The 15,659-nt window shown below is 38.2% G+C and carries 12 protein-coding genes; 1 reads left to right on the top strand and 11 read right to left on the bottom strand.

Features of this window, described 5'->3' with window-relative positions:
• Positions 1-58 precede the first annotated feature (58 nt).
• The 11 genes from EHQ52_RS11790 to rsmH all read right to left on the bottom strand — a co-directional run bounded on the left by EHQ52_RS11790 (position 59) and on the right by rsmH (position 13,342).
• A complete protein-coding gene (locus tag EHQ52_RS11790; protein WP_135615344.1) occupies positions 59-1,966 on the bottom strand; it encodes an asparagine synthase-related protein in 1,908 nt (635 codons plus the stop codon).
• A 129-nt stretch (positions 1,967-2,095) separates the two neighbouring features.
• Positions 2,096-3,388, bottom strand: a complete 1,293-nt coding sequence (locus EHQ52_RS11785) for a polysaccharide pyruvyl transferase family protein (protein ID WP_135615343.1) — start codon at positions 3,386-3,388, stop codon at positions 2,096-2,098.
• Positions 3,389-3,421: 33 nt separating this feature from the next.
• Complete coding sequence (locus tag EHQ52_RS11780) at positions 3,422-4,561, bottom strand: glycosyltransferase family 4 protein (protein WP_244244847.1); 1,140 nt, start codon at positions 4,559-4,561, stop codon at positions 3,422-3,424.
• A gap of 37 nt (positions 4,562-4,598) precedes the next feature.
• Positions 4,599-5,570 (bottom strand): glycosyltransferase family 2 protein, encoded by a 972-nt coding sequence (locus tag EHQ52_RS11775; protein ID WP_135615342.1) that lies wholly within the window; start codon positions 5,568-5,570, stop codon positions 4,599-4,601.
• Positions 5,571-5,676: 106 nt separating this feature from the next.
• Entirely contained in the window at positions 5,677-7,074 is a 1,398-nt protein-coding gene (gene murC / locus EHQ52_RS11770) for a UDP-N-acetylmuramate--L-alanine ligase (RefSeq protein ID WP_135615341.1), read from the bottom strand.
• Entirely contained in the window at positions 7,074-8,150 is a 1,077-nt protein-coding gene (locus EHQ52_RS11765; protein WP_135615340.1) for a UDP-N-acetylglucosamine--N-acetylmuramyl-(pentapeptide) pyrophosphoryl-undecaprenol N-acetylglucosamine transferase, read from the bottom strand. Before EHQ52_RS11765 ends, murC begins: the two co-directional genes overlap by 1 nt.
• On the bottom strand, positions 8,147-9,298 hold the full coding sequence (locus tag EHQ52_RS11760; protein WP_135615339.1) for an FtsW/RodA/SpoVE family cell cycle protein: 1,152 nt from the start codon (positions 9,296-9,298) through the stop codon (positions 8,147-8,149). Before EHQ52_RS11760 ends, EHQ52_RS11765 begins: the two co-directional genes overlap by 4 nt.
• The gene (mraY, locus tag EHQ52_RS11755) at positions 9,295-10,407 is read right to left on the bottom strand and encodes a phospho-N-acetylmuramoyl-pentapeptide-transferase (protein ID WP_135615338.1); all 1,113 of its coding nucleotides are present in this window, start codon (positions 10,405-10,407) and stop codon (positions 9,295-9,297) included. The genes EHQ52_RS11760 and mraY overlap by 4 nt, the downstream gene beginning before the upstream one ends.
• A 151-nt stretch (positions 10,408-10,558) precedes the next feature.
• Positions 10,559-12,049, bottom strand: coding sequence for a UDP-N-acetylmuramoyl-L-alanyl-D-glutamate--2,6-diaminopimelate ligase (locus EHQ52_RS11750; RefSeq protein WP_135615337.1), 1,491 nt, complete (start codon positions 12,047-12,049; stop codon positions 10,559-10,561).
• Positions 12,027-12,386, bottom strand: coding sequence for an FtsB/FtsL family cell division protein (locus EHQ52_RS11745; protein ID WP_135615336.1), 360 nt, complete (start codon positions 12,384-12,386; stop codon positions 12,027-12,029). Before EHQ52_RS11745 ends, EHQ52_RS11750 begins: the two co-directional genes overlap by 23 nt.
• On the bottom strand, positions 12,383-13,342 hold the full coding sequence (gene rsmH / locus EHQ52_RS11740; protein ID WP_135615335.1) for a 16S rRNA (cytosine(1402)-N(4))-methyltransferase RsmH: 960 nt from the start codon (positions 13,340-13,342) through the stop codon (positions 12,383-12,385). The genes EHQ52_RS11745 and rsmH overlap by 4 nt, the downstream gene beginning before the upstream one ends.
• A 308-nt stretch (positions 13,343-13,650) precedes the next feature.
• Here rsmH and EHQ52_RS11735 point away from each other — a divergent pair, with 308 nt between their 5' ends.
• A complete protein-coding gene (locus tag EHQ52_RS11735) occupies positions 13,651-15,645 on the top strand; it encodes a methyl-accepting chemotaxis protein (protein ID WP_135615334.1) in 1,995 nt (664 codons plus the stop codon).
• Positions 15,646-15,659: the final 14 nt, after the last annotated feature.

Here is a 15,659-nt window from a genome sequence, read left to right as displayed (position 1 = left end):
TTTCGGATACGGATCTCTAAAACTATATATTCATCCACTTTTAGTTTCAAAATTAAATTCAAACTTCTTTCCCAAACTTTGCAAAGGAAGAATACGTAGCAAGGAGAGAAAGTTCATGTGTAGTGATTGTGTCTGAAGAAACTTTATTACGATATAATTCTTCGATAGATTTTTGTTGGAAAAGATTATTTAGATATTTCTCATTCACCTCAAAAGGACAATTATCAAGGATCAATTTAGAGATATCCTTCTTTAAATATTTCTTATACCAAGTGTCCACAGGCGCGTCTACCGCAGCTACTTTCCTTTGGTATATGATCTCTTCAGGAAGATATTTTTTTGTTTCAGCCATTAAAGAAAGAACGTATTTACCTATTGTAGAATTTTTAGTATTCCCTTTTGGCCTAAGCATTGAATCAGGAATTCTCATTGCAAAATTTTTCAGGATTGGATGTAGATAAGGCCCCTGTATCACCAAACCATTCGTGTCGGACGTTCCAATAATTTTAGCTTTATTAGGAGACTGCAAAGCCTTTCCTAAATATGCTTTTCTATCAATGGAAAGATTTGCTCCCGTTTGCAATAGTTTCGTTAAGATCATCTCATTCGTTTGAGTTGGTACAAATTTCTTCTTTCTTAACAGTCTTACAGAAGACTCATCGAAAATCCGAAAATTAATAAACCCTCGCAAATCGGATCTAAACATGGAATTTCTAAGTAATCCAACCAAAACTCGGCTTGGTCTACCGGTTAATAATTCGATCCTAAATGCCTCAATCAATCCGATTACTGATCCAATTAGGAATTTAGGGATCAAACGGTTAATAGACTTAACCCAATGTGCAACAAAATGTGTTCTCGGATAGCCCATGAATGCGACATCACAACCGTCCCCAGTATAAACGAAATCGTTTCCATCTTCCTTGATCTTCTTTCCAAGATGGTTTGTTTGAACTAAATAATTCAGCCAGTTAGTAGGGTAATTGAAGTTTTCAGAAAAATGATTTAGTCCTTCTAAAATTACCTTTTCGTCTACTTTGATCCAGCTATGTTTGTTTCCCAAAAACTTAGCAAGTGTATCTGTATGAGGCTGGTTAAAACTTTCGTCTTCGTAAAAGAAACTATAAGTATGAACTTGTTTCCCTAATCGAGCAAGGCCAGAAGCAACCAATGCTGAATCAAAACCCCCTAATAATACAGCCACATTCTTTTGCCCGGATGGGACTTGAGAGGCAAGAGAAGATAAGAAGACTTCGTCTAACTTATCTACCATTTCATCTAAAGATAAACTGTCTAAGTTCTCTGCTATTTGTTCTGGCTTTGTTAAAAGTTTATATGAATAATTTTTGCCTCCGTCCTCGATGCCTGTTTCTAAAAACATTCCTGTAGGAACAACCTCAACACCCTCGAAGACTGTTTTGGAAAAAGGAATAAATCCATAAGTCAAAAAGAAATCTTCGTACGTTTGATTTATCTTAGCAGCTTGGCTGATGACAGCAACTGAACTTAAATGAGTGCCAAATAGAAATCGATCCCCTTCATCGGAAACGAACCAAGATCTCATTCCAGTAGAATCACCTAATAAGAAAACTTTTGTTTCATTTCGATTATCAATGATTGCTAAACTAAATTGCCCTATTAATTTTCCTAGATCTGCGACCCCATTCTTCAGGTAAAAATCTAAAACGTATTTGGCAGAAACGTTTGGCGTTTCCAGATCAAATCCAGTATAGGAATCTTTCCAAATTCCATTAATCGGCCCAAGAAAGAAAACATACACTTCGGATTCCGAATATTGTCCTGAGAGAAATTTGGATCCGTTAGCCGAAGAGAATAATTCGATTTGAGGTTTATCTAGAAGGGCCTTAGGGGACTCACGATGATAATTGGATAATCTATCTCTTGTAGAGATGTTTCTATCCTTCTTTACGGAATTTTTGTATAAACATCCGCATAAATATTCCATGAAACCCCTCGTTCCGATCAGATTCTATTTATAATGTCTGGGATCGGAAATATTTCGTTTTTCTACTTATCCAAGCATTCAATTCAATCCTAGGTCGAGCATTTTTCAAAGAAGGACCTAAAATCTTTATCAATAAGTCTTGGAAAGAAGTTCTTTGATCTTTAGGATATTCTCTCCTGAAATCGATTTAATTCTTTCATTGGATTTGGTTATCTGAGAAGAGATCGTTTTCTTTTTTTTATACATTGTAAGTATAGATTGGTACAATTCATCCATATTTAAAGTTTCAATCGGATGGACCCAATCACCTAATCCAAATTCTTTCATAATCCCCGGAGTTTTATGGCTATAAGAAATAGCAATGATAGGAGTTCCAACAGAAAGAGCTCCGATATTTGCATGCATTCTTGCTCCAACAAATAGATTAAATTGAGAGATGATTTGTTTAATTTCTTCTGGCCTATGGTTCCCGGATAATACGAACCCGAACTTCCCGTTTTTCATTTTAGAGAAAACTCTTTTAGAAAGATTTCTGTCGTCTTTAGTTTCAGAAGGACCTGTTACATGACTTACGAAAACGATAAAATAATTATCCGTTTCAATCAATCGATCCAACATTGCAGCAAATTCATCTTCGAATTTTCCTTTCTGATCCGATCTGGAATTATATTTTCTCTGAATGATGTCGCTTACAGAAATTCCAAGCACAACACGGTTTTTAGGCAGAACTAAACCTTCTTCTTTTAGAATTTCTTGTGCTCGTTTAGAATCAGAAGGTTCTAATAAAAAAGCAACATCAGCAGTTTTGGCTAAAATAACTTCTGAAAGTTTAAAACGTTTCATATAGTCGTAAGATATAGATTCTCTAACCGTTATCTGGGAAACTTTTGTAAAAATATATTTAGCGAGAAAAGTAGTGAGCTTAAATGGGCCAATCGATTGAGCACAGAGAAAAACCTTTTTCCCAAGAAAGATAGACATTAAGATTGGAATAAAATGAGAATACGCTACATGAGGCCCGTAATCCTCAGTTAACATATCCCCACTCAAATCAATAACTAAGTCTGAACTCAAGATCGCTTTTCCTTCGTCGGAAAGGATTAGAAAATCAAATTTGCTCTGTGCGGATTTAGGTAAGAGAGAATAAATAAACGCCAGAAATAATTGAATGCTTGCACGGATCAATTTTCTCCTTTGAGAAAAGACCACTTCGAAATCTGAATAAAATGATCTGTCGATATGCGGAAAAGGAGAAGAGATCTTAACTGTGGCTCCGAGTTCATTTTTTACTTTATTCGCCACACTTAATTCCATGGCAGCGTCACCTTTATTTTCGGAGGAATAAGTGCCGATCAGAAGAACATTAGAATTTTTAAATTCTTCCTTTTTTAATGTTTTTTGTTTCGGCTTTGAACTTTTCATTTTATCTCCGTAAATTGATTAAACTCAGAGCAATTAACTTCTTTTATTAAATATAGAATGGAATTCTATAATTTTTGAAACCATACTTTCCCAGGTAAAATTTCTTTTAAAATTTCGGATCGAAGACTTCATTTTTCCCAAAGATTTTCTGGAAAGAGGTCTAATCTTTTCTGCAATAATATCTGAACTACCTGGCTCGATTAAAAATCCAGTTTCTCCATCAATGATGGTATCCAGAAAACCTCCGACTCTTGTAGCCAATATTGGTTTTTCATAATGATACGCAATTGTCGCAACCCCGCTCCCAGTTGCAGAACGATACGGCAGAACAACTAAATCCGCACGATAGAAAAATTCTGATACAGAACTTTCGTCAGTATACTCCAGATGAAATTCAACGTTATTCAGCCCCAATTTTTTAGAAAATGAGATCAATTCTTCTGGATCCTTCCAAGATTCCCCTACTACAGTTAGATAAATTTCGGGATCGTTTAACTTTGCCAGGGCCTCTAATAAAAGATCCAGTCCTTTGTAAGGACGAATAAATCCAAAAAAAAGAAGTTCCAGTTTTCCTCGAGGTTTGAGAATTCCTTTTGGGGCAGGAAATTGTTCATAAATAGGATGAGGATTTTGTAATATAATTTTATCCGGAAAAATAGAGCTTAATATTTCTTTTTGCTCGGAGCTATGTACTAAATATCCATCCGCATTTCTAATTAATATTTTCGTAATGAACTTTTTTAAAAAACCAGAATCATGATCAAATAAATTATGGCACAAAAATACAGTCTTGATCCCACTTCTTCTCAAACGAGAGGAAATAAAAGCAAAACCTGGGGCCCAAAACAAAGTCCACCAAGAGAGTATCGCCAATTCACATCCACTCTTCAATACGGAATCAGCGACTTTTACTAACGAAAAGGGGTCTAACGCATCGATTGTATAGGATACATTTTCCAACTTTTGGCCTTTATAAAAAGGATCTAAATCCGTTTTTCCCGGATACAAAAAGCCTGGGTATTGCCTATGAAATGAAATAGTAAGTAAATTAGATCTATTTTCTAAAACTTTTTGAAGTTCAAATGTATATTGGGATATACCTCCTCGGAAGGGAGGTATTGGGCCTAATAAGGCGATCTTAGGCTTATCTAGAATTACTTTTTTCTTATTCATCCCAAAAGACCTATTTTAAATTATTCGAAGAATATATTTAATTTTTTGCTTTTGAAGTTTTAGAGTGAGTAGAAGGACCAAAGGTTCTCTTCTTCTCATAGTATAAAATTTCTTCGTTCAATTTTCGATTCATACCGATTAGAAACGCCAGAATTCCTGAAACTAAAAACAATCCAGAGATGATTACCAGTACTACAGCGAATAACAAAGACTGCACATGACCTTTGCCAATCCCTAAGAAGAAAAAGATCAGAAACCGAACCGCAATCGCTAACGCAGGAACAAAAGTAGTGACTGCCAAAACTCCAAAAAATTGAAATGGTCTATAAACAATCAGTAATTTAACTAAAGAATTACCTGACTTCCACATATGCTGGAAAATATTCTTAAACAGTCTGGACTTTCTAGTAGGAGGATTCGTTGGGATCGGAATGGAAGAAACAGCAAGATCCATTTTGACCGCTTGCACAATCGTATCTAAAACATAAGAGAACTTAGTAGTAACATGTAGTCTTAAAAGACTTTCTCTGGAATAAGCTCTAAATCCAGAAACCGTATCAGGAATATTAGTGCCGATCAAATTTCGAACTACCAAATTTCCGAACCATTGTAGAGTTTTCTTTAAAGGAGAAAAATGTTCCACCTTCCAAGGAACTCTATTTCCGATAACTATATCCACCTTACCATTCATAACTGGTGTAATTAGATCAGGAATATAAGAAGAAGGATACTGGTTATCCGCATCAGTGTTTACGAAAATATCAGCTCCACTTTCCAAAGCAGCTTCTACTCCGGACTTGAATGCTCTGCCTAATCCTAAATTCTTTTTGTGAGAAATAATTTTACAGCCATATTCAGCTGCGATCTCGGAGGTACGATCTGTGGAACCATCGTCCACAACCTGAACTTCTATCGTCTTGATGCCTTGGATCTTTTTGGGGATCTCAGCGAGCACCGTAGAAAGAGTTTTTTCCTCGTTATAGCAAGGGATATTGATTACTAACTTCATTCTACCACTTGTCAAAATGCGGGATTTTCGGGATTCGTCCAATACTTTTTATGATGTATCATTCTTTGCGATTTAGTACAACTATACTAAAAATTCTAAATAGAACTTAAGACCTCAGAAGTTCCAAGCCCCAGTCCCGAACATTCCCTGCTCCTAAACTTACGAATACATCTCCAGGTTTCAGCACTTCTTTCAAAATAGAAAGGTCTGATCCAAGATTTCCAGATAGGATTTTGGGTCTGATTCTCATCTTGTCTGCGATCAGTTCAGAAGAAACTCCCGAGATCGGATCTTCTCCTGCTGAGTATATAGGAAGAAGTAGGACTGTTTCTACCTGGTCCAAACTTTTAGCGAAGTCTTGGTATAAGTTTTTGGTCCGGGTATATCTATGAGGCTGGAATAAGATTACCGGCTTCCCTCTTCCCCCAGAAAGTTCTTGAATAGAAGAAAGAACAGCCTGGACCTCAGTGGGATGATGGCCGTAATCGTCATAAATATCTACGCCATTCTTATTGCCGATATATTCTAATCTACGTTTGACTCCTGCATAACCTGAAACGGACTTAGCTGCCTTTTCAGGATCTGCTCCTAAAGAACAAGCCGCAAGAACTCCCGCAAGTGAATTCGTAAGATAATGTTTTCCGGGAAATCTGGAACTAATTTCAAATTTTTTTCCATCTAAAAAGAAGTTCAGTTTCTTATTTTCTATTTTATAATGTACTAAATTTTTAAATCCATTAGACTTAGTGTCCGTTTCAGAAGAAGAAGTGAATCCCAAAATTTTAGATTTATCTTGGATTAGATCTAAACAATCCGAGATCCCAGGATCGTCCAGATCCAAAACCACTGTTTGAGTTCCCGCAGAAATAAATTTAGAAAATGCCTCTAATAGTTTTTCTCGAGAATGATAGAAGTCCAGATGGTCCTCATCTATATTTGTGAGAATACGAACTTGTGCTTTATGATTTAAGAATGTTCCATCAGATTCGTCCGATTCAAAAACTCCAATCTTACCGGAAGAAAACCTTCCCCCTACTCCATTCAAAAAGGAAACATCACCTCCTACCATTACAGAAGGAGAATATCCCAGATCATTGAGTATATGAGAAGTCATCGCAGTGGTTGTAGTTTTTCCATGAGAGCCACCTACTGCAATACAAGTCAGGTGCTCGAAACAAAGATGTAAAACTTCTGATCTATGAAAAAATCGAATTCCTTTTTGTTTAAAGAACATCGCAATAGGATGTGAATCCAAACGAATGGCAGAAGAATAAATAGCTGCGTCGTATTCAATATTCTCCCCGAGATCGGAAAGTTTAGAGAATATTTCCACACCCTTCTTCTCTAAGTTTTCAGTAACCTGACTTTTTTTACCGTCATAACCTGAAACTTCGAAACCAGCATCTGCCAAGATATGCGCCAAGCTGGACATACCGGAACCGCCGATCCCCAGGAAAAAAGGTTTAGAAAATCCTAATCTTTGTTGGACAGACCCGCTTTCCATTATTTGGTATTTTCGAAAAAGAAACTAGCAGTTTCAGTAGATGCTTCTACATGAGAACATTCTAATGATCTGATAGACATTTCATTTAAGAGTTCTGGCTTCTCCGCAAACTGATCCAAGATACGGAATAATTTACTTTCGTCTTCATCTCTTTGCTCGAGTAATGAAGCCGCACCATTTGCTTCCATATACTTTGCGTTCGCAGTTTGGTGATCATCTTTTGCAAAAGGATAAGGGATAAGTATCATAGGAAGTGCAAAAGCTGCACATTCAGAAAGAACTCCAGAACCCGAACGAGCAATTACTAAGTTGGCCCAATCATAATGTTCAGCCATATTATCTGAATAAGAGATAAGATCTGCATCTTTTGTTTTTTTAGAAACCTCGTCATAAAGAGCAGTTCCAGTAAGCATCCTAAAACGGAATCTTTCCTGGATCACTTCGTGTTTCATCAGGTTGACTACCATATTATTGATCTGTCTTGCACCCTGAGAACCACCCATTACTAAAACGTTAAATTGTTTTTTCTTTTTAGGATCCCATTTTTCGCTGAACTTCAAAGCGAGTTTAGGAATGGTTTTAGATCTTAAAGGATTTCCTAATATTTCCCAACTACAGGAAACTTTTGTATCCTTAGGTGGAAAACTGAAAGCGACCTTATCTGCGAATCTAAAAAAGATACGATTTACTTTTCCAGGAATACAATTCTGTTCGCATAAATACAATTTTTTGCCAAAGATCACAGCGTATAGAAGAGCAGGAACGCTGGAATATCCACCCATACCCACAACTGCATCCACACCTAATTGTCTAAACTTGATCCAAGACCGGACAAGCTGGAATACGTATCTAAAAGGTAATAAAAGAATATTTCCAGAAAGAGAAGGAGTATTATGCCAGACCACTTCGCAAGGAGCTTGTTTCAGATCTGGATTATCCTTATTTCGGATAAGAGAATGTAGAAAAACGTTAGAGATACCTAAGGAATCTTTTCGACTTACAAGACTTTCTGCAAGCGCAACCCCTGGGGAAATATGGCCCCCGGTTCCGCCAGCTGCGATTAAAACCGATCTCATACGCCTATGTTTTCTTTTCTGGTTATATTGACAAGAATTCCGAAGGCCGCTAAAACCACGAGAAGTGAAGATCCTCCGTAGCTCATAAACGGCAAGCTGATCCCAGTAATCGGGAAAAGACCAGTGACCACATAACTATTGATAACGAACTGGGTCCCTAAAATAAAAAGTAAACCAGCTCCCAGATAAAAACCGAATGGATCCTCTACTCTTTTGAGCAGAACATATACTCTCGAAAGAAGTATCATCACCAAAGCAAAGAAAAATACGAAGCCCATAAATCCAAAGTCCTCTACATAAGTAGCAAGAACGAAGTCAGTATGACTATACGTTAGATATCTATGTGCATAACCACTGGCTAGTTTATTTCCGAACCAGCCTCCATCCAAAAACGCTCTAAAAGAAGTCACCAACTGATGGCCTTCATCATAACGAAAACGATATGGATCCAACCAAACTTCCATTCTTTTCCTTCTATAACCTACTTGGCTGATCAGAAGATAAGCTAAAGGAAGAGATACTAAACCTACAAGAAGAAGATTGCGAACTGGGAATCCGAATAAGAATACAAATGCTATCACCACGAACAAAATTTCCATCGTGGTTCCGAAAGCTGGCTCCGCTAAGATTAAGATCAAAACTGCGAGTAATAAAATAGCAGGAAGAATAAACTTTTTAGGATCCCTAGTCTCTTTTAATTTTAGTTTTACAATTAGGGAAGATAGATAAACTACCACAGCCAATTTCGCAATCTCAGAAGGTTGCAATTGATAAGGTCCAATCCCGATCCATCTATGGAAATTTCTTCCATAATAAGTACCTACAGATTTTCCGATTCCCGGAATGAACACTAAAATCAGGAGAAGAACGCTGATTATAATTCCGGCTAACGCGAATTTTTCTAATCGTTTATAAGGAAAATTTGCAAAGAAGAAAAATACAATAAGACCTATAATAGCCCAGGCTAATTGTTTTTTCAGGAAATATTCTGAATCTTGGAATTCTCTCCATGCAGTCACGGAGGAACTGGAATACATTACACATATTCCAAAAAGTAAAAGAAAGAATACAGATCCTACTAGGACCAGATCGAAGGGGGAACCGGGAGATTCCCAAAAATCTTTGAACTTTCTCCCGAGAGCCTTCATTGTATTTTTAAACTAGATAAGGATATGATCGCAAGAATAATGGCTGCGATCCAGAATCGGATCACCACTTTTGTTTCGGGAACTCCTCCCAATTCAAAATGGTGATGTAAAGGAGCCATTCTAAAAATTCGTTTTTGGGTCAGCTTGAAAGATCCCACTTGTAAGATTACAGACAGAGACTCCGCAACAAAGATCCCGCCTAAGATGACGAGTAAGATTTCTTTCTTCAACATCACGCATGTAAGCCCGATGGTTGCTCCTAAAAATAAAGATCCAGTATCTCCCATGAATACTTGTGCAGGATGACTATTGAACCAAAGAAAACCGATCAATGCCCCAGTTAAAGCAGCAAGGAATACACTATACTCATGCGCATGAGGAAGATAAGGAATATTCAGATAGTTTGCAGCAACTGGCGTTCCAGAAACATATGCGATCAATCCAAGAGTCCCAACTACAATCCCCGCAGTTCCTCCAGCAAGACCATCCAAACCATCGGTCAGGTTCACTCCATGAGAAGATCCTAATATTACCAAAATCGAAAATGGGATCGCTAAATATCCCCAGGACAAAATCGGACCTTTTACGAAAGGCAGGAAAAGATCTGTCAAATGGAATAGAATTTTACCTGTAGTTCCTTTTGGTGCTTCTCCAGTAGTATATAAGAATACCACACAAAAGATCGCAGCTAAAACTACCGAAACTGCAAACTTAGTGCGGGCCCTCATTCCACCTTTGACCTTTTTCACAGATTTCATATAATCATCAATGAATCCAAGAGTAGCAAAAGAAATGGAACAAACGAGTAATAAAAGTATATTAGAATTTCTTAAATTTCCCCAAAGGAGAACAGATACAACCAGGGCAGATACGATCATGAGACCGCCCATTGTTGGAGTTCCTGATTTGGCACTATGAGATTTTGGCCCATCGTCCCTTACACTTTCTCTGAATTTTAATCCGTGTAAGAAATCGATCACTCTTCCCCCAAACCAAAAAGTCAGGAACATGGAAGTTAATCCGGCCATTAAAGCCCGAACGGTTACATAGCTGAAAAGTCTTAGAGAATCTAAATCTTGGAAAAATCTTTCGTATAAAAAGTAAAACATATCGTTTCTATGAAGACAGATTCGCCCGTGCTGAGTACGAGTAAACGTAAAAAAGAAAATCGTCTTCTCTGGCTTAATTATCGACGTAAGCCAGGATCTGAGACATTTTTTTTGGATTTAGTCCGGCACAATGCCGGTTAGGAGCTTGCGGTTAGAGACCGAATGCCTTTCGGATCTCTTCTCCGTCATCAAAATGCCTTTTATCTCGACCTATGATCTGGTAATCCTCATGGCCCTTTCCTGCCACAAGAAGGCATCCCCCCTCTTTTAAGTGAGAGATCCCGAAAGAAATTGCCTTTGCTCTATCCACTTCTCGAAGCAATGGAGAATATCCGCTAGGAAGACCTGCTTGCACATCATCTAAGATACTTTCGGGGTCTTCTGTCCTTGGGTTATCGGAAGTGAGTATTACCTTGTCAGCAAGTTCACCCGCGATCTTTGCCATTTTAGGACGTTTGGTTTTATCTCGATCGCCTCCACATCCAAAAAGTGCAACGAGCTCTTTAGGTTTAGATTCTCTAATACTTCTTAAAATATTTTCGAGAGCATCCGGAGTATGAGCATAATCTACGACAGCCATACGAGATTTATCTTTGCTATAATAGATCTGAAATCTTCCTGGGATTTGAGGAATACTTTCCAAGGCGGATAGAAGTAATTTTTTCTCCCAGCCTAAACCGAGTGCAGTCACAAATGCAAGAGCAGTGTTTCTGACATTAAATCCACCTAAAAGATTGGTGCTGATATTAGTATCTCCGCCCCAATCATTCGAAAGTCGGATTTGGTAAGAAGTTTTTTCCAAGGAAAATGCTTCTGAATGTATCTCGAATTCTTCGGAACTTCTTCCAAGAGAGAAAATTTTTAGATTCGGAGAAGAAGCCTCTACGACAGATTTAAAATCTTTTCCACCAGGAGCATCAGAGTCGATTACTCCAAAAGTTTCTGGATGTAAAGCTAAGGAAGAAAACAAAAGAGCCTTACTATTTCTATAATCTTCCATGTTTGGATGAAAATCCAAATGATCTTGAGTAAGATTAGAAAATACTCCTACTTTAAAATGGACCCCGTTCGTTCTTCCTAGTTTTAATCCGTGAGAACTCGCTTCCATAAAAACATATTCCACTCCTGAATCATACATTTCTTTCAGAATGGATTGAAGGCTGCTTGGATCTGGGGTGGTGTATCCAGTGTCAGATAAGACACCTTTGAATTTAACGCCAGTTGTTCCAATGATCCCGCAAGATTTTCCCTGAGATTCTCCCAAATACGATAAAATATGAGTTAAAGAAGTTTTACCGTTTGTTCCGGTAACTCCTATCACTTTCAATTTAGAAGAAGGGTCCCCTAAAATTACAGAAGCAATCGGCCCAGCCAAACTTTCCGGATCTAGATCAGTCTTAAGAACGACCTTATTTTCTAATTTCGGAATTTTTAATTTAGATCCTGTTAATATATATTTAGAAGAAGAAGTCTTTGCATATTCTGCTCCTTTATCTCCTGAAGAATCAGGAAGACAGAACAGATCACTCGGTCCTAATTTTCTAGAATCTGTGCGGACAAAGTCGAAGCTCTCGTCCGGAGTATAAGATCCTGATATTATTTTAATATCTGGAAAAAGATTAAGGAGCTCTGAAAGTTTCAAGTTCCGCCTCGTTTCTTTCTGGAGGAAGAGTCACTGTAATGATCCGATCTCCAACTGTGATCGGTAAATAATGATATGTTTTACGATACAACGCTTCTATCCTGCGTGCAGAAGTATAAGTCGCCATTCCAATTTTTAAATCATCATTCTTCTTTAAAAGTTTTTCTTTTTCTTGGGAAGCGATTGCGAGTTCCCTGTTTAATCTAGAAACCTGAACATTCTGCCATACAAATAAAAGTGCGATAGTAAACGGGGCTACAATCCAACCAAATATTCTAAATAAAAAACCTAGATCAGGCCAAAGACGGATGGACAAAAATTCAGAAACCCTGCTCATTCTTCCTCATCCTCCTCTTCTTCTTCAGTATCGGTAGGAAGTGATTTATGTATGACACGTAATTTTGCAGAACGAGAAGCAGGATTTTCTTTTGTCTCCGCATCCGATGGAAGAGCTGGTTTTTTGGTAAGAAGTTTAGCTTCTCCGCCTCTAGCATAATCTCTGAATAAGTTTTTAACAATCCTATCTTCCAAAGAATGAAAAGAGATAACTTGTAATAGTCCACCTTTTGCGACAAGATCTAAAAGTTTCTTAACCCCGATCTCTATATGAAGAAGTTCCTGATTCACTTCTATCCTTAACGCTTGGAAAACTCTTGTAGCAGGATGTCTTCCAGGAGGCCAAAATTTTCTTGGTATCACTCTGGAAACCAATTGTGCAAGATCTCCTGAGTAACCAATTCTAGAATGTCTTCTTCTTTCTAAGATCGCTTCTACGATCTTCTTGGTCCAACGCTCTTCCCCATACTCGTAAAAAATTTTACTCAAAGCTTTTTCGGGATAAGTATTGATCACATCTTCTGCGGAAATACCACCTGAAGAAGAAAGTCTCATATCTAAAGGTTCGTTCTCTCTAAAACTAAAACCTCTACCTGCATGTAATAGATGAAATGTAGAAATCCCCAAATCCAAAAGGATACCGTCGGGAGGATTAGAAACACCGAAACCGTTCAAGAACTCTAAGTCGAGATCGGAAAAATTGGCTTCGATAGGAATTACTCTGGATGAATGCGCGGAAAGTCTTGCTTGGGCCCTGGATAACATGACCGAGTCTCGATCTACCAAAACCAGCTTGGAATTTGGAAACTGCTCTAAGAGTAGAAGACTATGTCCTCCTTCTCCCGCTGTTCCGTCCAAAAAAAGGAGTTCTCGGTCCTTATCGAATACAGAAAGGAAGAAGGAAATGATCTCCCGATAGAGCACCGAATAATGGACAGGTTCCAATTCGTTTTCCAAGTTCTACCCGCTTATCCAAAAGGCAACCAAGAACCGGGCCGATTTTTATTCTTTCTGGGGGTGTTGGAACTCCAACAACCGTGTCAAAACCAATACTTACATAACCCAAAGTAAGTAAGATTATAAACCCACTAACGTGAAAGCACTAATGTCTTGACTGCGCCTCTTTCCTAGATACAATGCCTGACGTTCTACCATCTTCATAAATAAAAAATCCGCTCTGGTGACAAAGGTCTGAAAGGAATTGTCCGTTTAGGCCGACGAATTATTGTAACTCTTAGCCTCTTCAGGAAGGCCTTATTATAGGTATGCAAAAAAGCAGTTTAAAGTTCATTCTTCTAGGCGCAGGCATCGTTATTCTTACTGTGCTAACGTTATTGATCTCGGGCAATGCCTATTATTTCGGCCAGAAAAAGATCACAGAAAACCATCTCAATCAAATGCAGAATGTGGTGGCTGTGGTTGCTCAAGAGTTTGATGCATTCTTACTCTCCCATACTAACGTGGCTAAGACGTTAGCTGCTGATCCAAGGGCAATACAAACCGCACTTACTGGAAAACCAATCGCAGGAGATTTTTTTAAAGAAGTTCACGAACGATATGGAATTTACGAAAACATTTTCGTTATGAGCCTGGATGGACAAAAAAGGATCTTAGCAGATAGTTTAGGTGGGAAGTCTTTAGGCTATAGAGCACAAGGAGACGAACTAAAAGATAATATAGAATCCGTAAAAGAAGGGAAATCTTATCTAGGCCCTCCTCAAAAATCTCCTATCACTGGACTTCCTGTTGCAGTGATCTCAGTTCCGATCCGTAACGCGGGAACCATTGTTGGGATCCTGAACATCGCTCTTTCTTTTGAAGATGTTTCTGAAAAAGTGATCAATAAGATCCGTATCGGAGAACAAGGTTATGTTTCCGTAATGAGCCAAACAGGGCTTGTGATCGCCCACCCTAAAAAAGAAATGATCATGAACTTGAATGTGGCCAAAGAACCATATGGCCAGAAGATGCTGGAATTAAAAAGTGGAGAAATTTTTGAATTCAGTTTCAAAGGTGCAGATCGTTACTCTACTATTTTTAGGTTAGACCAATGGAGAATGTCAGTAATTGCGATCCAACCTAAAACAGAGATCAGAGAGGCACTCGGAGAACTATTACTATCTATTGGACTAATCAGCATAGCTACAGTTGGGATTTCTATTTTCCTACTTTATGTTCTTTTAAAGAAGAGATTAGATCCATTGGAGAATGCCAGCAAACTTTTCCAAACAATGGCCCAAGGTGACCTTACCTCGGATATTCAAGTAGTATACAGCGACGAGATAGGTGCAATGAGTTCAGATCTGAATTCATTTATTGCCAGTCTTAGGACTTCACTCAAAGATATCCAACGTATTGCAATGGAACTTGCTTCTTCCGCAGAAGAATTAACAGTTTCTTCCCAAAGTTTTGCTACAGGGGCTCAATCTACAGCTGCTTCTTCTGAACAAATGTCTGCGACTGTAGAAGAAATGTCAGCGGGTATGGAAAATATTTCCTCAGTTACAGACAGGCAATATTCGAATATATTAGAATTTCATACTAAAATAAAGGAATTATCTTCCGGAGTAAGAAAGATAGGTTCTGAGATCAAAAATACTCTGCAAATCGCCGAGTCCATTTCCCAAGAAGCAAAAAGAGGAGAAAGTTCACTCACTGGAATGAGCAACATGATAGAAAATATCCTGAAGTCTTCCGGAGAAATGAAATCTATCATTGGGATCATAAATGATATCTCCGATCAAACTCAACTTCTCGCATTAAATGCAGCGATAGAAGCAGCAAGAGCCGGAGAAGCAGGAAAAGGATTCGCTGTAGTTGCAGAGGAGATCTCCAAACTTTCAGTGAAAACGGCTTCTTCTATCAAATCCATTGGAGAGATGATCAATAAGAATAATTCCGAGCTGGACGAAGGAGCCAAAGGAATTCGTTCTTCCGTTGAGATACTACATAGTATTATCAAAAATGTGGACTCTGTTGGCGAAGCAATGAGTCATCTATTCGAGATCACTTCTGCACAAGAATCAGTGAACAGATCTGTGGATGAACAATCAGATCGTGTAGGAACAGAAGCAGAAGGTGTAAAACTCGCAACCGACGAACAAAAAAGAGCAGTAAGAGAGATCGCTCAAGTAATCACTCAGATCAACGAGCATACTTTAAATACCGCATCTGGTTCCGAACAGATGTCCTCCTCTGCTCAGAACTTAGCCACAACAGCGGAAATACTAAAAAATATAACCGAAAAGTTCAAAATATAATCCAGCCCTGGTTC

Origin of the sequence: Leptospira koniambonensis (genome assembly GCF_004769555.1) — a bacterium.
Lineage (GTDB): Bacteria > Spirochaetota > Leptospiria > Leptospirales > Leptospiraceae > Leptospira_B > Leptospira_B koniambonensis.
The sequence above is the reverse complement of the archived record's forward strand: the minus strand, read 5'-3'. Positions and strand labels throughout refer to the sequence as shown.